The following is a 21677-nucleotide window of genomic DNA, read 5'->3' as shown; positions in this document are numbered from 1 at the left end:
GATCGCTCCAGCTTTGGACATTTCAAGGACCCATTTTGTCTCAGGAAAATATCGCTCATTCCGTGCCCGTTGTCGGCGTAGGCTCTTCTGCTGGTGGCCTGGAAGCTCTGCGTGAGATGCTGAGCGCAGCCGATGTGCCGACCGGGCTTGCCTTCGTGGTGGTGCAACATCTTGATCCGCACCATGAAAGCATGCTTGCTGAGCTTCTGGACCGACACACAAGGCTGGACGTGCTGCAATGCGAGGGTGGCGAAGCCATCACGGCTGATACGGTTTTCATCATCCCTCCGGGCAAGGGTCTGAGCATCGAACAGGGACGCCTTGTTCTCAACGACTTTGCGCAGCCGCGCGGCCTGCGTCGTCCCATTGACGACTTCTTCATATCGCTGGCAAACGACCAGCAATCGAATGCGGCCTGTGTCATTCTATCCGGCACCGGGGCAGATGGCTCGACAGGACTTCGCGCCATCAAGGAAAATGGTGGCCTCTGCGTCGTTCAGGAGCCATCGACCGCCAAATACGATGGTATGCCGGTTTCTGCGACAGGCACGGGGCTGGTGGATTTCGTGAAGCCACCGCAGCAGATCCTGTCCTGCATTGGCGGCTTTTTCTTCCGCAAGAACCAGAGTGCGGAAGAGCGGGAACGCAATGACGTTGCCGACATTGTCGATGACCTGTGCTCGGCACTGCGCCGCACCATCGGTCATGATTTCGCCGGTTACAAGCAGACCACCTTCGTGCGGCGGGTTGAGCGGCGCATGCATGTGTTGGGCATCAGCCGAGGCTATGAGTATCTGCAGCGCGTCCAGCGCGACCACGACGAATGCGAGGCGCTGTTTCGTGATCTTCTGATCAATGTGACCCGCTTTTTCCGGGATCGCTCGTCCTTCGACGTGCTGAACGAACACGCCATCACGAGGCTGATGCAGGATTCCGCCGGCAGCCAGGAGGGCGTGCGGGTCTGGATACCCGGCTGCTCCAGCGGCGAGGAAGCCTATACGATTGCAATTCTGTTTGCGCAGGCCGCCAAAACCCTCAACCTGCCGTGCAATGTGCAGATTTTTGCGACCGATATCGACGAAAGCATGCTGAGGATTGCGCGGGAAGGCTCCTATCCGATCGCGCAGCTGGCCGACATACCGCATGAATTGCAGGAGCAATATGTCATTCCGCACAAGGAGCGGTTCAATTTCATCGGCCAGATCCGCGACATGATCCGGTTTTCCGGCCACAGCCTGATCAAGGATCCGCCTTTTTCCAAGGTCGATCTGGTGTCCTGCCGCAACCTGCTGATCTATTTTGACGACACATTGCAGAAAACGGTCATGCCGCTTCTGCATTATGCGATCCGCCCAGGCGGCTTTCTGTTTCTCGGCTCGTCTGAAACCGTTGGTCGGTTCGACACTGTGTTTTCCGTCATCGACCAGAAAGCCAGACTGTTCGAGCGCCTTCCCGGCTCTCCGACATACCCTATTCCGCTGCCCGGCGAGCAGAATGCCAGACGCTCTGCTCAATCGCGTGGGCAAGTGGCCCGCACGCCCGAACCCATCGAGCAACTTGCCGCATCCAAGCTGCTTGAGCGCTATGTTCCTGCAAGTGTCGTGCTGGACAATGACGGGCAGATTGTTGCCGCCTATGGTCGCCTGAGCCGCTTCTTCGAATTTCCCACGGGTGCCAGCGAAACCAGCGCGGCAGCGCTGGCGCGCCCCGGTGTGAGGGAAAATCTGGGTGCTCTGGTGCGGCAGGCGCGTGCCAGTGGCAAGCGCATCATTGCGCGCAATGTGGATGTGTTGACGGATTTCGGGTCTCTGAAGACAGAGATCATCTGTGATCCTCTCGACGGCGACACCTGTCTGCTCGTTTTTCAGGAAACATCGGTGTTTACCCCGCTGGAAGCCAGCGAGCTGGTGGAACTGGAACCGGGCGACGACCATGTCGAGGCGCTGGAACGGGAGCTGCGTCTGGCAAAGCACAGGCTTCGCTCAGCCACCGAAGAGCTGGAAACGGCCAATGAAGAGCTGAAAAGCTCCAATGAAGAAATGATGTCGATGAACGAGGAGCTTCAATCGACGAATGAGGAACTATCGACCGTCAATGACGAGCTGAAGACGAAGGTCGATGAGGTGACAGTCGCCAATACGGACCTGCGGAATTTCTTCGATTCCACTAGCCTTGCCGTGATCGTGCTGGATAGCGCCATGCGGCTGCGCTCCTATACGCGTGCGGCCACAGCCATATTCCCGTTGCAGCCGACCGACCGTGGACGCCCGCTGTTTGAGGTAGCGAGCCGGTTCCCGTCTCTCGACTTTTCCACACGCGTCCACGCCGTGATGGAAGACGGCGTCGAATATAACCAGACCGTCAATGACAGCGAGCAGGAGCGGACATTTTCGCTGCGCATTCTGCCCTATCGCACCGCCGATGGCACGATAGACGGTGCAACCATCATCATGACCGATATTTCTCACGCGCTGCGGGTTGAAAGCCAGCTGAACGCCGAACGCGAGCGGTATCAGCTTGCAATCGAGGCAGCGGGTATTGGTGTGTGGGAATTCCTGCCGGACCGGGGTGAGTTCGTGCTGGGCGGGACGGCGATGGAGTTGCTTCAGACCCGCGATGGAACACCGGCACTTCAGGCGGTGCTGGAAAGCTTCAGCGACACAGACCGCCAGCAACTGCGCAAGGCGCTGGAAACAGCGATCGATGACCATACGGGATTCGAGCTGACATCCCGCATTACCAGCCATGACGGCCAGCCGCGCTGGCTGAAAACCTTTGCGCGCCATGTGAACGAAAGCAACCCCGGGCGAGTGATTGGCGTGAGTGTGGATGTGACCGCCGAATACGAGCTTTCCGAAGCCCGCGAGTTGATGCTGAACGAGATGAACCACCGCGTCAAAAACCTTTTCGCGATGATCGGCGGCATTCTGCGCATGGCAGCGCGAAAGCATGAGACTGTTGGCGGGTTGGTGCAGGATGTCGAGGGCCGGATTCTGGCGCTGGGGAGCGCGCATTCGCTTGCTTCCAACCAGAAACGCACATCGGCCGTTCGCATTCACGATCTCATCGAAACAATTCTGACGCCCTATAACCAGCACGCGACGATGGACATCAAGGGCGGTGAGTTGCTGATCTCCGTCAACTTCATCACGCCACTGACGCTCATTCTTCACGAATGGTCCACGAATGCCCTCAAGCACGGCATTCTAAGCAAGCCGGATGGCAAGCTGCACATTCAGTGGGAAGAGCGTGACGCGCATATTCATCTGACATGGAACGAAATTGGCCCTGAGGCCGTTGAGGCCCCAGGAGAAGCTGGATTTGGAACAGTTCTTCTGGCTGGCGCTGCGAGGCAACTCGGGGGCACAGTCTCAACTGATATCGCTGGAGAAGGGCTGACCCACACTCTGACGATGCCGATCAAGGTTCGACATGTCGCATAAAACTGTACTGCTTGTTGAAGACGAAACATTCGTGGCAATGGATATACAGATGACTCTCGAAGACGAGGGTTGGACCGTTGCAGGACCTTTTCCAAGCACGGCTGAAGCGCTTTCCTACCTTGAAGAGAACAAGCCTACGTGCGCCATCCTGGATGTGCGGCTGGTGGACGGAGATGTGTTTCCTGTCGCCGACAAGCTGAGAGACACCAACATTCCCTTCGTGTTTCACTCCGGCCATGCGGATGGCCGCACGCTGGAGCAGGTCTATCCGCAATCTGCCTTCTGTCCCAAGCCGTGCCTGCCGACCAGCCTCGTGAGAGAAGTGAACCAGCTTGTGACACAGATTGAACCCTTCCGCCGCACTGGCTGATCTTTACATTTTCCCTTGTCTCGCCTGTCATGTCGGGCGACAAAAGCGCCTCGATATGAGGAGTGCGGACGATGGACGAGATGCAAGCCGGGCAGAGCCACTTTCTTGAACGGGAAGACAGGCTTCAGATCCTGACATGGGAACGCCTGCCCGAAGACATCGACGCTCCAGCCCAGCGGGCCATCAAACGCAACCTTTCAGCAGTTGCCGGAGCCGATATAGCGCAGTCTGCCTATGTGGCGCGGGACGCGCAGATTTTCACTTCACGGCTGAAACTGGGCGACCGATCCTGGATTGCGGGCCATGCCATCGTGCGCGGTGACGTGGAGTTCGGTGCCAATTGCAGCGTCAACCCCTATGCCTGCATCTCCGGCAAGGTACGCTGCGGCGATGGTGTTCGCATAGCTTCCCTCGTCTCGATTGTCGGTTTCAACCACGGCTTCGATGATCCCGACGTGCCGATCTATCAGCAAAAGCATGAGATGCTGGGCATCACCATTGGCGACGATGTGTGGATTGGCGCCAATGCCGTTATTCTCGATGGCGTAACCATCGGAAACGGTGCCGTCATCGCTGCCGGTTCCGTTGTCGTGAAAGACATTCCCGACATGGCGATTGCGGGCGGTGTGCCAGCCAAAGTCATTCGCAAACGGGGCGAAAAGGCCGGTTTAACAAAATCGCGCCGCAGCGAAGTTTCTGAAGCCTTGCAGAGGGTCGGCAAGGCCGGGGCCGCGCAATGGCGAACCATTGTGGAGCGGGCGAAAACCGATGGCCACTATCTGTCGCCGGGCGCAAATGGTGTTCCCCATCAAAGCCTCAGACATGAGTGCGACGCCATCGAAATCGCAGCAGGCTTTGGCTGCGTGCCAAAGGGCGATGAGGCGCAGGAACTCGTGACGAGGCTGCGGGGATTTCAAGATCCGGCCACCGGGTTTTTCCCGGATCCGTTTTTGCAGCCAAAGCCCGACAGCGATATTTTCGAGGATTCTGCAGCGCTCTACAATGTGCTGGCCATCGGCTATGCGCTGGAGGTTCTGGGGTCTCATCCACAGCATGCCGTGACATCAGCGCAAATGGATGCGGCTTCCCTTTGTGGCTGGCTCTATGGTTTGCCATGGAGCAACCGCGCCTGGCGGTGCGGGGACCGGATCGATGCCATCGGCACCGCGCTCTATTTCAATGCACGCTATTTCGGGGTTGCAACCGGCAGGGAAGCCCTGTTCGGCTGGCTGACCATGCATGCCGACCGGACGACGGGACTGTGGGGCAAGCTGACGGCGACGGAAGGCCTGCTGCAACCGGTCAACGGCTTTTACCGCCTGACGCGCGGCACCTATGCCCAGTTTGGCTTGCCAGTGCCCTACCCCGAGGCCACGATCAATTCCGTCATCACCAACTACCGAAATTACGGTGGCTTTTCGGGCGAGACGTTTACCGCATGCAATCTGCTCGACACGGTCCATCCGCTCTGGCTGTGCCTGAAGCAGACGGATGCGAGGAAGCCAGACGCAGAAGCTATTGCCGAGAGCGTTATACTGCGCTGCGCGCAGATGTGGCAGGACAATCAAGGTTTTGCCTTTGCGAGCGGCCAGCAACCGGGTCTGCAAGGCACGGAGATGTGGCTTTCGACACTGCACATCGCCGCTGACATTCTGGGGATGGCCGATGAGTTTGCTTTCGTGCCAAAAGGTATCCACCGCACACAGGCTGTGGGTTTGGGATTATAGAGGCACCTTCGCACCAAAAGCCTTGAGCTCCGGGCTTTGCGCCGGTGACGGACGGGGAGAGAATAATGAAACTGCCACGCACGATCGAGCCAACATTCAGACAACTCATTGATGTCCCGCTGAAAGTCGGTGAATCACCCGTTTGGGATGAGCGGACGGGTGATCTCTGGTTTGTCGATATTCCGGCGCCTGCCGTCTTTTGCCTTCGCTATGGCGGCAAGCTGGAGCGTTTCGAGATGCCGGCTCCGGTCGGCTGTCTTGGCCTGTGTGAAAGCAAGATGATCGTTGTCGGTCTTCAAAACGGCGTGCACCTCCTAGACCCGGCCAATGGTCGGCTCGAGTTGCTGTGCGACCCTGATGAGGGGCGGCCTGACAGCCGTCTGAACGATGGTAAAATAGGGCCGGATGGCCATTTTTGGGTGGGGACACGCGATGAGGCGGTGCCGCCGACTGCCAATGCGCGGCTTTACCGTGTCGCGCCAAACGGTGATGTACAGCGTAAGATCGATCAAAACATGTTCACGTCAAACGGCTTGGCTTGGAGCCCGGACGGGCAGAGAATGTACCACTCCGATAGCAGTGGTCTGCTGCTCCAGGTTTTCGATTTCGAGCCACAGACCGGGAAAATCGGCGCTCCACAGCGCCTGCACGATTTCAAAGATGGCGAAGGTAGACCCGATGGAGGGGCGACCGATAGCGAGGGTTTCTATTGGAGTGCGGGCGTTCAGGCTGGAAAGCTGAACCGCTTTTCGCCAGATGGCGAGATCGTTGAAATCTACACCTTGCCGTTCAAGGGGCCGACGATGCCCTGCTTCGGCGGACCTGACATGAAGACGCTCTATGTCACGAGCCTCACAACTGAAAATGACGGCACCAGCGTAGCTGGAACCGTCATTGCGTTTGATGCGCCTGCGCCCGGAGTACCGGTTCACAGGTTTGCGAGGTAACCTCTAGAGAACCCGTGGAATGTCGTCATTCTCATCCGGGTTGGGATTAGGGAAGGTGTCCGGCAATGTATCCGGTTCAGGCTCCTGAACGGGCGGAAGATCCGGCTGGGGAGCAAGCGGCGGCATATCGCCCGGAACGGGTTCGACGGGTATAACTGTCATCAGTTTTCACCTCACAAATTGCGACGGGCAGTCAGTGTCTCACATCGCCCCATGGTCCACTTTCGTTCGCCACTTCAGGTCCAGTTGAACTCTGTCCTGCCCGTCTTGCAGTCTCATAAGGTAAACGTTGGCAACCCCATGGGGTTCCAAATAGATTGAAGATCAGGCGAAGCCGAGAGATCCACGGGCCACCTGCCGGCTGTTGCCGTAATCGCGAATATGCGCTTCATGACCCGGCTCAGGCGTTGATGTGCGGGCAGCCTGAAGCTCTGCCATTTGCAGGAAAGCGTCGGCATAGGTGCCGGTCTCATCGTCCGAGACGGTGGAGACGCGTGGTGTTTTCAAGAAATCGAACATGGCTTCCTCCCATTTGACATCTCAACGCTTCGATTGGTGCCCGCGTTCCCTCCAGACCGGCACCAAATCATCCGCGAGACCACAATATAACATGTCCGCTTGATAATCCGTTACGCTGCTCCGCTCAAATTTTCGTTCAGTGGGCCAGATGATTGCCGCAGAACGAGATCGACAGGCCAAAGCTCCTGACATTCGCTCACCGGCCGCCCCGCAATGATCTGCAGCAGCAGGTCTGTCACACGCTCTCCCGCCTTGCGTTGGGACGAACGGGTGGTTGAAAGAGAAGGCAGCATGCTTTCAGGCGTGAGGTAGGGAAACACGTCGTCATGGGCAATCACCGACACATCCCGGCCAATAACGAGGCCCAGCTGGCTTGCCGCCCGGTACACACCCTGCGCCGTCATCATGGCGCCTGCCACGAATGCAGTCGGGCGGGAGGCCTGCTCCAGAAGGGAGCGGGCAAACTGGAACGCCGTTTCCTCGCTGAACGGCGCAGACATCATCAACCGTGGATCCGGCCCGATATCCATCAATGCCAGAGCATCGCGATAGCCCTTCTCACGATCGATGACGAAGGTTCTGCCCTGCGGGCCGTTGATGAACGCTATCTTTCGGTGTCCGCGCTCCAGAAGATGAACCGTGGACAGGTGGGCAACCGCGTGGTTGTCGATATCCAGCCAGGCATGTTCAAGCCGCGTTTTCGAGCGCCCATGGACAATGAAGGGAAGCCCGAGCTTGTGAAGCAGTTCAATGCGTTCGTCATCGGGACGCGGCGAATGAATGATGATGCCATCCACCCGCCCGCTTTCGGCCAGACGGCTGAAGATTTTAAGCTCCTGCGCCATGTCATTGTCCGTCGTGACACTGACGAGCATATCGGTGTCTTCGGTCTCCAGACGCGTGGCCATGCCGCCCATGAATTCGGAAAAGAAATGCCCGCCGCCACTGCGCCCCATCACAACGCCGATGGCCCCTGCCCGGCCCGTTGCGAGGCGAACGGCATTCGCATTTGGCCTGTAGCCATACTTGCGGGCAGCCTCGGCCACGCGGTCGCGGGTTTCCTGGCGCACTTCCGGGTAGCCGCCAAGCGCGCGGCTGACCGTGGTAGGCGACAACCCTACTTTTTCGGCAAATTCCTTGAGCTTCATCATCCCCCCGTCTTCTACTGAATGCGATCATCAGAAAAAAGATTCAAGCGCAATAATTGAAATCGCTTTCAATTTTTATTCGATTGATCATGAGGTTACGCCCCTCAATCGCCTAGGCCTCATCATAAGGCGCCAGAAATGAAGGATATTCAACTCTTTGAGCGCCTATTGACAGACAAATGAGAATTTGCCAGCTTCCGTAAGTCGAAAGCGCTTTCAATTTTGGGAAAAGATTGGGCGCGTCATGGAGGAGGTTTGACAATGGGTGATTCAATGAGAGTGATTGCGCTGTGCAGCGCCGTGCTGGCGGCAGGCGTATCTGCGCAGGCTGCCGAGATTTCGATGGCGGCGAATTCGACCGGCAAGAATCTGAATTTTATCCGTGAGCGTCTGGTGGAGTTTGAAAAACAGAGCGGCCACAAGGTCAAGCTTGTGACCATGCCACCATCGTCAAGCGAACAATTCAGCCAGTATCGCCTGTGGCTTGCCGCTGGAAACACCGATGTTGACGTGTACCAGACAGATATTGTTTGGGCCCCACAGCTGGCTGAGCAATTCGTGGATCTGAGCGCCGCTGCCAAGGATGTCGTTGCCAAGCATTTCCCTTCCGTCGTCGCGTCGCAGACAGTCGATGGCAAGCTGGTGGCCATGCCGATGTACACGGATGCACCCGCCCTGTTCTACCGAAAGGACTTGCTGGAGAAATACGGCAAGCAGCCACCCAAGACGTGGGCAGAGATGTCGCAGACCGCCAAGGAAATTCAGGACAAGGAACGCGAAGGCGGCCAGAAGGACATGTGGGGCTTCGTGTTTCAGGGCAGCGCCTATGAGGGCCTGACGTGTAACGCGCTGGAGTGGATCGCATCGGCGGGCGGCGGGCGCATCGTTGAAACCAATGGCGATATCAGCATCAACAATGAGAAGGCGGCAGCGGCTCTGGAGATGGCCAAAAGCTGGATCGGCACGATCTCTCCGCAGGGCGCGCTTGCTTACAAGGAAGAGGAAGCACGCGGCATCTGGCAGACGGGCAATTCCGTGTTCATGCGAAACTGGCCCTATGTCTATGCGCTGGGCAATGGCGATGACAGTTCCATCAAGGGCAAGTTCGGCGTCGTGCCACTGCCAGCGGGAACCGAGGGCGAAGAAGGTGCCTCCACTCTGGGCGGCTGGAACGCTGCGGTTTCGAAATATTCGAAGAACCAGGAAGCCGCGATTGCTCTGGTGAAATTCCTTGGTTCCGAGGAAACACAGAAGAAGCGGGCGATCGAGCTTTCCAACATGCCGACCATCGCCTCGCTCTATGACGACAAGGATGTCGCAGCCGCGCAGCCTTTCATGCCACTGTGGAAGCCGATCTTCGAGACCGCTGTGCCACGTCCATCGGCGGCAACCAAGGTGAAGTATAACGAGGTTTCCGCCAAGTTCTGGGGCGCGGTTCACAACACGCTATCGGGAACCGGCACCGCTGCCGAGAACCTCGAACTTCTCGAAGTCGAGCTGACCGATCTCAAGGGAAACAGCTGGTAATCTGGCGCATCGAGGTCGAGCGCCTTTCACCGGCCGCTTGACCTCTTCAGCAATGGTGGAAATCCCTGATGAAAACGATACCCCCTGACAGGCCCGCGGCCTCGGCAGGCTCTGACCTGCATTCGCAGCGTCTGCGCTCCGCCTGGCTGTTTCTCGCCCCGACATTTCTGACGCTGGCGCTCGTGGCTGGCTGGCCGCTGGTCCGTACCGTATGGTTCAGCCTGACGGATGCGTCGCTGACCAATCTTTCCGACGCGCAATTCGTCGGCCTCAAGAACTATCTTTCCTGGATTACGCTGAGCAGCGGTCGCACCATCTATCGCGGCCTTCTGGCAGATGCGGCCTGGTGGGCAGCCGTGTGGAACACGTTAAAGTTCACCATGCTTTCGGTTTCGATCGAAACCGTGCTGGGGCTCATCGTCGCGCTGGTCCTGAATGCGGAGTTCAAGGGTCGCGGGCTGGTGCGGGCCGCCATTCTCATTCCCTGGGCCATTCCGACCATCGTTTCGGCCCGCATGTGGGCCTGGATGCTGAATGACCAGTTCGGCATCCTGAACGATATGATGCTAAACCTTGGCCTGATATCGCAAAAGATCGCCTGGACCGCCAACCCTGAAACAGCGATGACGGCTGTGCTGATCGTCGATGTCTGGAAGACCACGCCCTTCATGGCGCTGCTGATCTTGGCCGGTTTGCAGATGGTGCCGAAGGATATGTATGAGGCCGCAAAGGTCGATGGTATTCACCCCATCAAGGTGTTCTGGCGTGTGACATTGCCGATGATCCGCCCTGCCTTGATGGTCGCGGTCATCTTCCGCATGCTGGATGCCATGCGGGTCTTCGACCTCATCTATATTCTGACGCCGAACAATTCCCAGACCAGAACCATGTCTGTGCTTGCCCGCGAGAACCTGTTCGATTTCGACAAGTTCGCCTATGGCGCGGCGGCATCCACCATGCTGTTTCTCATCATCGCGTCCATCACCATCATCTATATGTGGCTTGGCCGGGTTAACACGGATGGAGGAGCACGATGACAGCTTCCAGCTTCATCAAGACGACGGCGTTTTATGCGCTTGTCGCCATTATCGTGATCGTTGCGATCTTTCCGTTCTACTATGCCATTCTGACAAGCTTCAAGACAGGAACGGCGCTGTTCGAGATCAACTATCTGCCGAAGAACATATCCTTCAGCAATTACAGCGACGTGCTGGGCAATGACAGCTTTTTGCGCAATCTGGGCAATTCGCTGCTGGTTGCAACCTGCGTCGTGGTGCTGTCGCTGTTTCTGGCCGTGACAGCGGCATACGCCTTGGCGCGTGTCCGGTTCAAGGGACGCTCGCTTCTGCTGCTGACGATCCTGTCTGTCTCCATGTTTCCGCAAATCGCGGTTCTGGCCGGATTGTTCGAGCTGATCCGCTGGGCGGGTGTGTTCAACACACCACTCGCGCTGATCTTCTCCTACATGATCTTCACACTGCCCTTCACGGTGTGGGTGCTGACAACCTTCATGCGTGATCTGCCGATGGAAATCGAAGAGGCAGCGATTGTCGATGGCGCTTCGCCCTGGGTCATCATCACGCAGGTGTTTATGCCGTTGATGTGGCCAGCGCTGGTCACGACAGGCCTTCTGGCCTTCATTGCCGCGTGGAACGAGTTCCTGTTTGCGCTGACCTTTACGTCATCAAACGACCAGCGAACGGTGCCGGTGGCCATCGCGCTTCTGTCAGGCAGTTCGCAATTTGAAATTCCATGGGGAACGATCATGGCGGCTTCCGTCATCGTCACCGTGCCCCTCGTCATTCTCGTTCTGATCTTCCAGCGGCGCATCATTTCCGGCCTCACGGCTGGTGGCGTCAAGGGTTAGGAGACTTTTCATGACCAGCATAAAACTGCGCAATATCAAAAAATCCTTCGGCGCTTTCGATGTCATCAAGGGCATCGACATGGATATTCACTCCGGCGAGTTCATGGTCTTTGTCGGCCCATCCGGCTGCGGCAAGTCCACACTTTTGCGGCTGATCTGCGGGCTGGAAGAAATCACCGGCGGCGAGCTTTCCTTTGAGGACGAGGTCGTCAACCGGCTTGCGCCCGCACAGCGGGGTGTGGCCATGGTGTTTCAATCCTATGCGCTTTACCCGCATATGACCGTGTTCGAGAATATGGCCTTTGGCCTGAAGCTTGCCGGATCCAGCAAGGAAGACAGGCGCAAACGGGTGGAGGCGGCAGCGGACATGCTGCAATTGACGCCTTACCTACAACGCCTGCCCAAGCAGCTTTCCGGTGGCCAGCGCCAGCGCGTGGCCATTGGTCGCGCCATCGTGCGCGACCCCAAGGTCTTCCTGTTCGATGAGCCGCTATCCAACCTCGATGCGGCGCTTCGCGTGGCGACCCGTCTCGAAATCGCCAAATTGAACCGCACTATGCCTGACACAACAATGATTTACGTGACGCATGATCAGGTAGAAGCCATGACGCTGGCAGACAGGATTTGCGTGTTACGGGATGGCCGTGTGGAACAGGTGGGTACGCCGCTGGAGCTTTATGAAGCACCCGTCAACACATTCGTCGCAGGCTTCATCGGATCTCCGAAGATGAATTTTCTGACCGGCAAGCTTGCGGAAGCCTATGGTGCTCATACCGTCGGCATCCGGCCCGAACACATTACCGCGACCGACGGCACCGGCGGCTGGACAGGCGATATTGTGCATGCCGAAATGCTGGGGTCTGACACCTATATCTATGTCGATATGGGCACGGAAGAGCCAGTCGTGGTGCGCGAGGAAGGCGTGTCCGCCCGGCAAGCCGGCCACAAGCTGACTTTGGCACCATTGGCTGAACATATTCACCGCTTCGACGCGCAGGGCAATGCGCTGCCCGGAACCCGTTCGCGTGCCGCATAGTTGAACAACCATCTTCACCGGGCGGCTGTCCAGCCGCGCCGGTTCACCAGGGAGCATAGACATGACCATTAATACCGTCGTCTGGGGCGAGAATATTCACGAGCATATCAACGAGACAGTTGGTGCCCTGTACCCCAACGGCATGCACACGGCGATTGCGGACGCCCTCAACAAGGAACCCGAGATCAACGCAACGACAGCCACACTTCAGGAGCCGGAACACGGGCTTTCGCAGGAGCGGCTCGACAAGACTGACGTGCTGATCTGGTGGGGCCACAAGGACCATGGCGCTGTGGACGACGAGATCGTCGAGCGCGTGGCAAAACGCGTCTGGGAAGGCATGGGCCTCATTGTGCTGCATTCCGGCCACTTCTCCAAGCCGTTCAAGCGCCTGATGGGCACACCCTGCGCGCTGAAATGGCGCGAGGCGGGTGAGCGCGAGCGCATCTGGACCATCAATCCCCGCCACCCGATTGCGGCAGGATTGCCAGAGCATTTCGAGCTTGAGAACGAAGAGATGTATGGCGAGCAGTTTTCCGTTCCCGAACCGCTTGAAACCGTGTTCATTTCCTGGTTCCAGGGTGGCGAAGTCTTCCGCTCCGGCCTCACATGGCGTCGCGGCGCGGGCAACATCTTCTATTTCCGCCCCGGCCACGAAACCTACCCCACCTATCACGACGCCAACGTGCAGAAGGTCATCAGCAATTCGGTAAAGTGGGCCTATAATCCCGCCGGTGCGCTGAAAACCATTCACGATGCGCCCAACGTGCCGGTGGAGGAAGCACCGGAAAAAATCGAGGAGCGCGGTCCCAAGCTGCACTCCGCTGGCGAAGCAGGGTACAGGTAATCCATCATGAGACTTGTCATTCTAGGAACAGGCGGCATGGCCAATACCCATGCCATGCACTTCTCGCTGATTTCAGGCGTTGAACTTGTTGCCGCTGTGGATGTGGACGATGTGGTCGTGCGTGCTTTCGCCGCCCGCCACAACATTCCATCGACCTTCACCTCGCTCGACGATGCGATTGAATGGGGCGAATTCGATGCCGTTGCAAATGTCACGCCGGATGCCATCCACCATCCGACCAGCCTGAAACTTCTGGCCGCAGGCAAGCACGTGTTCTGCGAAAAGCCGCTGGCGGAAACCTATGTCAAGGCGGCTGAGATGGCAGATGCGGCGGAAAAAGCCGGCCTCGTCGCCATGGTCAACCTGACCTACCGAAATGTTGCCCCGCTGCAGGTCGCGCGGCAGATGGTTTTAGGCGGAAAGATCGGCAAGCTACGGCATATGGAAGCCTCCTATCTTCAGAGCTGGCTGGTTTCCAAGGCCTGGGGCGACTGGATGACCGAGAGCAAATGGCTCTGGCGTCTGTCCACCAAGCATGGGTCGAACGGCGTGCTGGGCGATGTAGGCATCCACATTCTCGACTTCGCCTCCTATGGCGCAGGCAGCGATGTGGAACGCATTTTCACGCGCCTGAAGACCTTCGACAAATATGAAGGCAACAAGATCGACGTTTACGACCTCGACGCCAATGACAGTTTCACCATGACGGCGGAACTGGAAAACGGTGCCATGGGCGTCATTCACGCCAGCCGCTGGGCAACAGGGCATCTCAACGAGCTGCGGCTTCGCCTGCATGGCGACAAGGGAGCTGTCGAGGTCATCCACACGCCTGAATATTCCACTTTGCGTGGCTGCCTGGGCGATGATGTGGAAAAGGCCGTCTGGCGCGACATCGAGGTGGACCCTGTCGAGACGAACTACGAGAAATTCGCGCGCGCCGTGATGCAGGGCGGACCGGCCGACCCAGATTTCCGCCACGCCGCCAATCTCCAGAAGGTTCTCGATCTTTCCATCGTTACCGACCGCGAGAGGCGCGAGATCGCCGTCTCCGCCTGACATATTAAAGCTTGAAATCGAAGGGGCCGTTCACACGCGGCCCCTTTTTCGTTGCAAGAAAATTTCCCTTCCGTGAAAAAATCACGCGGCTCGGTCGTCTCTCCATCATGGCACATCCAGGAGTTGGACGAGGAACCGCATGATGCAAGATCGACATTTTTCAGCACCATTCCGACCTCGCTTTCCGATCAATAGCCAGCGCGGGCGAATCGTATAATGCCTGCTGCCTGGAAAGCTGCGGAGGCAGCCACATTTCAAAGCTTCGCCAATTGCTATATGCGCGAGATCGACGCGGGTGCGTCCGTCCATCATGACGTATTCCCGCGCAAGATCGACAGCGTCGAATGGCTGCTGAGCGGCGAGCGCATGGTGATCAGGGCCGAGGTGACATCCGCCTCGCTGTGCGGTCCGCACCATTTTGGCCGCATATGGCAGCGCTCTCTTTCCGAAACCGTCTGGCACGACTGGTCACCCATATCAGCCGTGCAGGCGCTGATGCGGGAGGCCTATCGCAAACCGGCGGTCGCCGGACGCGGCAATCTCAACCGCTGCGAAACTGAGCTTCTGCTGCGCGTGATGGACAGCCATCAGCAGATCAGCACCAATATAGAACATGCGCTGGAAAATGCCGACGAGCGCGATGATTTCATCGCGGCAGAACAATCTCTCGTCTACGGCCACTGGCTGCATCCCACACCGAAAAGCCGGCAGGGCATGACATTCTGGCAGCAGAAGACCTATGCGCCGGAGTTCAACGGTCGTTTTCAGCTGCATTATTTCGCAGCCAAGCGCCACCTGATCGCCCAAGCCTCCGCAACCAGCCAGCCCGCCGACGCGATCATTGCAGAGCTTGCCGGACGAAGCGCGCGGGATTTGACCATCGGTGACGATGAAACGCTCCTGCCGATGCACCCCTTGCAGGCGCAGGCATTGATGCTTGATCCTGATATTGAAATCCTGATGCGCGATGGCAGCCTGCGGGCGCTGGGGCCTGCCGGTGCAGCCTTCACCGCCACATCATCCGTGCGCACCGTCTGGAGCGATGAAGCAGAGTGGATGCTGAAATTCTCGCTCCCTGTTCGCATCACCAATTCGGTGCGCATCAACGGGCGCGATGAACTGGATGCAGGCGTTGCCATGGCAAGGCTGATCGATGGTCTCGACCTTTCAGCAAACATGCCCTCATTCCGCATCATCAGGGACCCTGCCTTCATAACGCTCGATATTCCCGGCCGCAGAGAAAGCGGCTTCGAGACCATCTTCCGGGAAAATCCGTTCCGGGCAGAGGGCGCTGCGGGCATTGTCACGCTTGCCGCCTTGACGGCTGAGGCCCTTCCCGGTCGCCTGTCACGCATGGAGCGGCTGATCCGTCGCGTTCACGCAACCGAGGCAGGCAGCATCGCATCCTCCGCTCTCACCTGGTTCAGGACCTATGTTGACTGCGCCGTGCTGCCGGTCATCGATATCTATGAGAGATACGGCATCGCACTGGAGGCCCACCAGCAGAACAGCCTCCTCGACATCGGCAGCGGCTATCCGCGCATGGGCTATTACCGGGACAATCAGGGTTTCTACCTTTCCAAAAAGCACCAGGCAGCGATTGCCGCCATCGTGCCGGAAACAGAAACCATCAACTCCCTCTATTTCCCGGAAACGGAAATCCGTGACCGCTTTGCCTATTACCTGATCGTCAATCAGGTGTTTTCCGTCATCAGCCGCTTGGCGCATGATGGGCTGGCTGAGGAAACGGCACTGCTGCGCATGCTGCGCGAGCGGCTGGAGAGCCATGCGCTCTCCATGGGCGGTCTCGGTCTCGATTTCATCCGGCATATTCTGGATAATGGCGATATCGGCACCAAGGCCAATCTGGCAACCCGACTGGCTGATATGGACGAGCTGAGTTCGACTGTTGATCACGGGCTTTATCGCAAAATGCCGAACCCGTTGTTTTCAAGCGCACGCATCATGACCGACACTGTGAGGCCCCATGCCCTTGCCTCTTGAAATCACCGCCACACCGCAGGACAGGGTCTTGCGGCAATTGGTGGCCGCAGCGCTGTTTGAAGGTCTGGTACCGTTCCGCATCGAGCCGGGCGACATGCTGGTCTTTACTGTCGAGGGACAGGAATACCGCTGCAAGGCATCGCTTGGCACCTTTGGTCGTCCGCGTATTCTTGCCCACTCGGTGGAAGTGAAGATAGGTGACAATGACTGGGCACGACCCTCGCTGGACGTCATCGTCGCGGGCCTTCCCGGCAATGATGTGACGCGCAGCAAACTGCTGGGTGAACTCAACCACACGGCAACGCTCTGCCAATGGAATGAGGACAACATACCCTCGCGCAACCGTCGCGACTTGGGCTTTGCGCAGCTGGATGGCGCGATGCATGAGGGGCACCCTTACCATCCGTGTTTCAAAGCACGCTTTGGTTTCACCACCGCAGACAATGAGCGTTTCGGTCCTGAGACGGCAGAGCCGTTCCAGCTTTTCTGGGCATTGCATGAGCGTAGCGATCTTCGCCAGCAACTTGACCTTGATGAGGCGGATTTCTGGCAGCGCGAATTGGGCGCGGACACATGGAGCCAGATTGACGACGCCCGCCGAGAAAAAGGTCTCGACTGGCAGGACTTTGCGCTAGTGCCGATGCATCCATGGCAATGGCAACGCTTGAAGGATGGAGCAGGCGCAAGCCTGATCGCTGCGGGCACACTCCATGGCCTTGGGCATTTCGGCGACCGCTATATCGCCAGCCAATCCTTGCGAAGCCTGCACAATCTCGACCGACCGCTGGCGGCGAGCATCAAGCTGCCGCTTGAAGTCGTCAACACATCGTCCCTGCGCGTTCTCGATCCGCATTCCGTCTGCACCGCACCTGTTCTGTCACGCTGGATCGGCGGGATGGTGGATGGGGACGCCGCGTTTCATGACGCATATCCTCTTGATATTCTGAGCGAATATGCAGGCATTCTGGCAGAGCGTGAGGGCGATCTTTCAGGCCGCATCGGTGCCATCTGGCGCGAGAGTGCGCAGGCCAAGCTGCAACCCGGCGAAGAGGTTATTCCCTTCAACGCCCTGATGATGCTGGAAGCGGACCAGAAACCCTTCGTCGCGCCGTGGGTCGAGCAATTCGGCCTCATGCCGTGGCTCAATCGCCTGCTGGAAATTTCCGTTCTCCCGGTCTGGCACCTCCTCGTCCATCATGGTCTGGCGGTCGAAGCGCATGGCCAGAACATGCTGTTGGTGCACAAAAACGGCTGGCCGGTGCGGCTGATGCTGCGGGATTTCCACGAAAGCGTCGAATTCTGCCCCTCCTTCCTGCGCGAGCCGGCAAAGGCTCCGGATTTCATGGCGCTGGATGCGCGTTATCGAAACGCCGAGCCGGACCAGTATTACTGGACGGACAATATGGATTCTTTGCGCGAACTGGTGGTCGATACGCTGTTTGTCTATAATCTGGCAGAAATCGCCCATCTTTTCGAGCATGCCTACCAGCTTCCCGAGGCAAGCTTCTGGCAGCGGGTGCAGAGCCTGCTCGCAACCTACGCCGCGCAACATGGTGCGAGTGAACGTATGGCCACACTTGGCTACGACGATCCAACCATCCGCACCGAATCTCTTCTCACCCGAAAATTGCTCGCTCGCGAGCCGGAATATCACCACACCGTGCCGAACTTCCTCGTGAAAGCTTCAGCCGAACGGAGGACCATGCCATGATCACCATTGGCGACCAGTTTTATGACAAAGCGCATTTCGAAAAGCGATCCGCAGAGCTTGCCGCATTGGCGGGCTTTTCACGCTCCGAGCGTTATGCCGTGTGCTTTGCCGATACGGCTGAATGGCTTGCCCTGTTTTTCGCAATCCGGGATGCCGGTGCCAGCGTCTTGCCTATCCACCCCAGCACACCCTTTGAGGCAGCGAAAAAGCTGGCCTTGCAGGCGGGTTGCGCAAAGCTGTTTTACAACAGCTTTGCCGGTGAAGTCCTTCCACAAAGTATTGCGGCTAGCGAAGGTGGCGAGTTGCTACAAATGAGTTCCGGCACCACAGGTGCACCGAAACTGATTGCGCGGACATGGCAGAGTATCGACGCCGAGATTGCGAGCTACGTGGAGAGTTTTACCGCCTCCGCCACCATGACGCCCATCGTCGCCTGCCCGACAACCCATTCCTATGGGCTGATCTGCGGCATTCTGGTTGCCTTGCATCGCGGCATCGCCCCCATCGTGGTCGAGACCTCAAATCCGAAATATATCCTCAAAGTCATGCGCGAAACGGAGCGGCCCCTACTCTATTCATCGCCCGCTATCCTCCACATGCTGGCGCAGCTCTTGCCAGTGGGAGAAAAAATGCATGCAGCCATGACCTCAGGCACGCTTTTGCCAGAACCCTGGTTCGTTCGCATTCGCGAAAAATGCGATAATCTGTTCCAGCAATATGGCTGCTCGGAAGCAGGCTGCGTCGCCATCAACCCGGACCTCACCGCCGCCCAGGACATGGGCTACGTTCTGCCGCATGTGACGGCCAAAGCAGGCGCAGAGCTCGACGCCGCATCGGAGATCATCATCGACAAGGCCGATGGGCAGCCGATCCACACCCGCGATCTCGGCTATATCAGAGCCGATGGTATGCTGGTGTTCGTGTCCCGCATGGACGACATGATCAATGTCGCTGGCCTCAACGTCTATCCCAAAGACGTTGAAGATGCAGCAACCGCCATGCCCGGCATATCGGACGCCGTCGCCTTCCGCAAAAGCGATCGGTTTGCCGGAGAGCGCGTGGCCCTTCTCTACAGCGCCGAAACCGCGGTTTCGACCGCCACGTTGCGGGAATGGCTGAGCCAACAGCTGGCCAGCCATCAGTTGCCATCGGAAATGATCCAGGTGGCGGATATTCCCCGTCAGGCCAATGGCAAGATCAGCCGTCGCGATGTTGCCGCGCGCCATGCCGCCGGTGCATTTCTTCCCGCCCAGCCCGGAGTGGCATCATGACCCGGGACGATATCTATTCCGCCGTAAAAACCGTTCTTACCGACCATATGTCGCATCCGCACATGGATGGGTTCGGGCCAGATGCCCGCCTGAATGAAGATCTCTACCTGGATTCGGTTCTGGTGCTTCAGGTCTTCCTGAACCTTGAACTGGAATTTGGCCTTGCCATGCCGGAAAAGGCGATCTCGGGTGAGGACATCCAGACTGTCGATGATCTGGTGCGCCTCTATCTGCCGGAGACCTCGTCTCTGCCTGTGCCGAGCTTTCCGATGACCGGCGGCGAAACCGATGAGGGCGTTCACGGCGAAGCCTATTACGACATCAAAGTGCATTGCTTCGTCAGTTGCGTCTGCGACGGGCTGAAGAAGCGCGGTCTGGATCACCGCGCCTTCTATTGCGGCATCTGGGACACGAAATTTGCCGTCAGTGACCGTTACCAGCTGCGCTACCACGCCAGCGATATCAGCCAGGAGTTTTTCCGCTCATGGTTTGAACGGCTCTACGGCGTCCAGATGCGCGAATGGTACGACCCGGCCTTGAGCAAGGCGGACAATCTGGCTGTGATGACCGAGCTGGTTCGCACATGCAAGGACACCGATTGCGTCATGGTGATGCTGGACATGTTCCACATGCCCGAGCGCGAGAACAAGTTCAACCAGAACCCGTTTCCGCACTATCTGATGCTGCAGGAAACCGGAGATGACGCGACGTGGTTCGTCCATGATCCCGATTATCGCTGGGAAGGGGTGATGGAACGCGACAAGGTGATCCACGCCATCATGCAGCCGACAGTCGGCGGCGGTTATGTGTTTGATATTGCGCAGGCGCGGGCGCCTGACGCTGATGATCTCAGGGCCTATTTTGAAAGCTGCCTGATTGTTGAGCGAAATCCCATTGTGGACGCAGTCCGGACCATCATTGCCGCCCATCTCAATGGTGAGGCTGGGCTAACCCTGTCTGACCTCGAGCTTGCTGTTCGTGAACTGCCCGTCCTAACCATTCGGAAATACGCCTATGAGCACGGCTTTGCCTTCTTCTGGCGCGCTCTAAAGCTGCCATCTGCGGAATTCGAGACGTGGTGCGAAGAGATCGAAGCCCTCGTTCAGTCGCTCAAGAACCTTCACTATGCCTGCATGAGACTTTCCCAGACACAAGACCCGGCGCAGGCGACAGCCGTCCATGCGCAACTGGATGAGGCTGACCGCCTTGAGACAAAGCTCAAGACCAGACTTGGCGAGGTCTTCTCGCAATGGCGCGAGGAAAATTGTGCGTCGTCTGCGACTGCTCAGCGGAGGCTGGCCGGTTGAACATTTCCCTATGCACGATCACCTTCCGCCACCAGCTGATCTCGCTTGGGGAAATTGCACGGTTTGCCCAACAAAGCGGGTTCGATGGTATCGAACTATGGGGCGCCCATGCCCGCAATCTCAAAGCCCAGACCGATAAGAATGCCGACTGGCTTCATAATTATGGGCTCGTTGTTCCGATGATCAGCGATTACCTGCCGCTTGAGGGCGATATAGAGGTGCTGCGTGAGAGGACAGTCGAGCTTTGCCAACTCGCACGTCGCTGGAGAGCGGGCAAGATCCGGACATTTGCCGGGGGAAAGGCGAGCGCGAGCACATCCGCCGAGGAACGCAGCCATCTCGTCGCCCGCCTTCGTGACGTTGCAGCCGTCGTTCAGCAGCATGGCGTGACCCTGTTGATCGAAACCCATCCCGATACGCTGGCCGACAGTGCGGTATCGACCATTCGGCTGCTCGAGGAGATCAACCACCCGGCAGTAGCGATCAATTTCGATGTTCTGCATGTTTGGGAGGCGGGGGATGATCCCGTGGCGCTTCACCGAGAGATCGGTGAATTCGTGCAGCATTATCACTTCAAGAACATCACCGAGCGCCGCCACCTGGCAGTTTTCAAACCCGGCAATGTCTATTCGGCAGCGGGTGACCGCACCGGCATGACACCCCTGTTCAAGGGCGCAATAGACTATGCCGCACTGATCCCTGCCCTGGACGATGTGAAGCATGCCGACATTTCGCTTGAATGGTTCGGCGATGATCCCTCAAGAGTTCTCCGCGACGACTGCAAAGCTCTTCGCCGCGCAATTGGATTTGAAAACCCCTTTGAACTAAGGGGAACAAGGCCCATCCGGCGCGCGAGGCCGTAAAGTTTTCAAATATGACTTCTAGATCATGTTTTTG

At 57.9% G+C, this 21677-nt stretch carries 18 protein-coding genes; 15 read left to right on the top strand and 3 right to left on the bottom strand.

Going from position 1 to position 21677, the window contains the following annotated elements; translation table 11 throughout:
• The first annotated feature begins 35 nt into the window (after positions 1-35).
• From ACQZ51_RS19800 to ACQZ51_RS19785, 4 genes are all read left to right on the top strand, one after another.
• Positions 36-3443 carry a chemotaxis protein CheB gene (locus ACQZ51_RS19800; protein WP_448779831.1) on the top strand — a complete coding sequence of 1136 codons (3408 nt, stop codon included), beginning with the start codon at positions 36-38 and terminating at the stop codon, positions 3441-3443.
• The gene (locus ACQZ51_RS19795) at positions 3433-3813 is read left to right on the top strand and encodes a response regulator (RefSeq protein WP_448779829.1); all 381 of its coding nucleotides are present in this window, start codon (positions 3433-3435) and stop codon (positions 3811-3813) included. Before ACQZ51_RS19800 ends, ACQZ51_RS19795 begins: the two co-directional genes overlap by 11 nt.
• A 71-nt stretch (positions 3814-3884) precedes the next feature.
• Positions 3885-5540, top strand: coding sequence for an acyltransferase (locus ACQZ51_RS19790; RefSeq protein ID WP_448779827.1), 1656 nt, complete (start codon positions 3885-3887; stop codon positions 5538-5540).
• 65 nt (positions 5541-5605) lie between these two features.
• A complete protein-coding gene (locus ACQZ51_RS19785; RefSeq protein WP_448779825.1) occupies positions 5606-6487 on the top strand; it encodes an SMP-30/gluconolactonase/LRE family protein in 882 nt (293 codons plus the stop codon).
• 3 nt (positions 6488-6490) lie between these two features.
• Here ACQZ51_RS19785 and ACQZ51_RS19780 read toward each other — a convergent pair whose 3' ends face one another.
• From ACQZ51_RS19780 to ACQZ51_RS19770, 3 genes are all read right to left on the bottom strand, one after another.
• Positions 6491-6649, bottom strand: coding sequence for a hypothetical protein (locus tag ACQZ51_RS19780; RefSeq protein ID WP_448779823.1), 159 nt, complete (start codon positions 6647-6649; stop codon positions 6491-6493).
• 162 nt (positions 6650-6811) lie between these two features.
• Complete coding sequence (locus tag ACQZ51_RS19775; protein WP_448779821.1) at positions 6812-7006, bottom strand: hypothetical protein; 195 nt, start codon at positions 7004-7006, stop codon at positions 6812-6814.
• 110 nt (positions 7007-7116) lie between these two features.
• Positions 7117-8154: a substrate-binding domain-containing protein gene (locus ACQZ51_RS19770; protein WP_448779865.1), complete on the bottom strand. Its 1038-nt coding sequence runs from the start codon at positions 8152-8154 to the stop codon at positions 7117-7119.
• 273 nt (positions 8155-8427) lie between these two features.
• Here ACQZ51_RS19770 and ACQZ51_RS19765 point away from each other — a divergent pair, with 273 nt between their 5' ends.
• From ACQZ51_RS19765 to ACQZ51_RS19715, 11 genes are all read left to right on the top strand, one after another.
• Complete coding sequence (locus ACQZ51_RS19765) at positions 8428-9681, top strand: ABC transporter substrate-binding protein (protein ID WP_448779864.1); 1254 nt, start codon at positions 8428-8430, stop codon at positions 9679-9681.
• Between the two features lie 68 nt (positions 9682-9749).
• On the top strand, positions 9750-10718 hold the full coding sequence (locus ACQZ51_RS19760; protein ID WP_448779819.1) for a carbohydrate ABC transporter permease: 969 nt from the start codon (positions 9750-9752) through the stop codon (positions 10716-10718).
• The gene (locus ACQZ51_RS19755; protein ID WP_448779817.1) at positions 10715-11548 is read left to right on the top strand and encodes a carbohydrate ABC transporter permease; all 834 of its coding nucleotides are present in this window, start codon (positions 10715-10717) and stop codon (positions 11546-11548) included. Before ACQZ51_RS19760 ends, ACQZ51_RS19755 begins: the two co-directional genes overlap by 4 nt.
• A gap of 10 nt (positions 11549-11558) precedes the next feature.
• Positions 11559-12584, top strand: coding sequence for an ABC transporter ATP-binding protein (locus tag ACQZ51_RS19750; RefSeq protein WP_448779815.1), 1026 nt, complete (start codon positions 11559-11561; stop codon positions 12582-12584).
• Positions 12585-12645: 61 nt separating this feature from the next.
• Positions 12646-13431, top strand: a complete 786-nt coding sequence (locus tag ACQZ51_RS19745) for a ThuA domain-containing protein (RefSeq protein WP_448779813.1) — start codon at positions 12646-12648, stop codon at positions 13429-13431.
• Positions 13432-13437: 6 nt separating this feature from the next.
• The gene (locus tag ACQZ51_RS19740) at positions 13438-14487 is read left to right on the top strand and encodes a Gfo/Idh/MocA family protein (protein WP_448779811.1); all 1050 of its coding nucleotides are present in this window, start codon (positions 13438-13440) and stop codon (positions 14485-14487) included.
• A 216-nt stretch (positions 14488-14703) separates the two neighbouring features.
• Positions 14704-16491: an IucA/IucC family protein gene (locus ACQZ51_RS19735; protein ID WP_448779809.1), complete on the top strand. Its 1788-nt coding sequence runs from the start codon at positions 14704-14706 to the stop codon at positions 16489-16491.
• The gene (locus tag ACQZ51_RS19730) at positions 16475-18202 is read left to right on the top strand and encodes an IucA/IucC family protein (protein WP_448779808.1); all 1728 of its coding nucleotides are present in this window, start codon (positions 16475-16477) and stop codon (positions 18200-18202) included. Before ACQZ51_RS19735 ends, ACQZ51_RS19730 begins: the two co-directional genes overlap by 17 nt.
• Positions 18199-19473 (top strand): AMP-binding protein, encoded by a 1275-nt coding sequence (locus ACQZ51_RS19725; RefSeq protein WP_448779807.1) that lies wholly within the window; start codon positions 18199-18201, stop codon positions 19471-19473. Before ACQZ51_RS19730 ends, ACQZ51_RS19725 begins: the two co-directional genes overlap by 4 nt.
• Entirely contained in the window at positions 19470-20780 is a 1311-nt protein-coding gene (locus ACQZ51_RS19720) for a DUF6005 family protein (protein WP_448779806.1), read from the top strand. The genes ACQZ51_RS19725 and ACQZ51_RS19720 overlap by 4 nt, the downstream gene beginning before the upstream one ends.
• Complete coding sequence (locus ACQZ51_RS19715; protein ID WP_448779805.1) at positions 20777-21643, top strand: sugar phosphate isomerase/epimerase family protein; 867 nt, start codon at positions 20777-20779, stop codon at positions 21641-21643. The genes ACQZ51_RS19720 and ACQZ51_RS19715 overlap by 4 nt, the downstream gene beginning before the upstream one ends.
• Positions 21644-21677 lie beyond the last annotated feature (34 nt).

It is taken from the genome of Agrobacterium sp. CG674, assembly GCF_053521645.1.
This window is presented reverse-complemented; position numbering and strand designations above follow the sequence as displayed.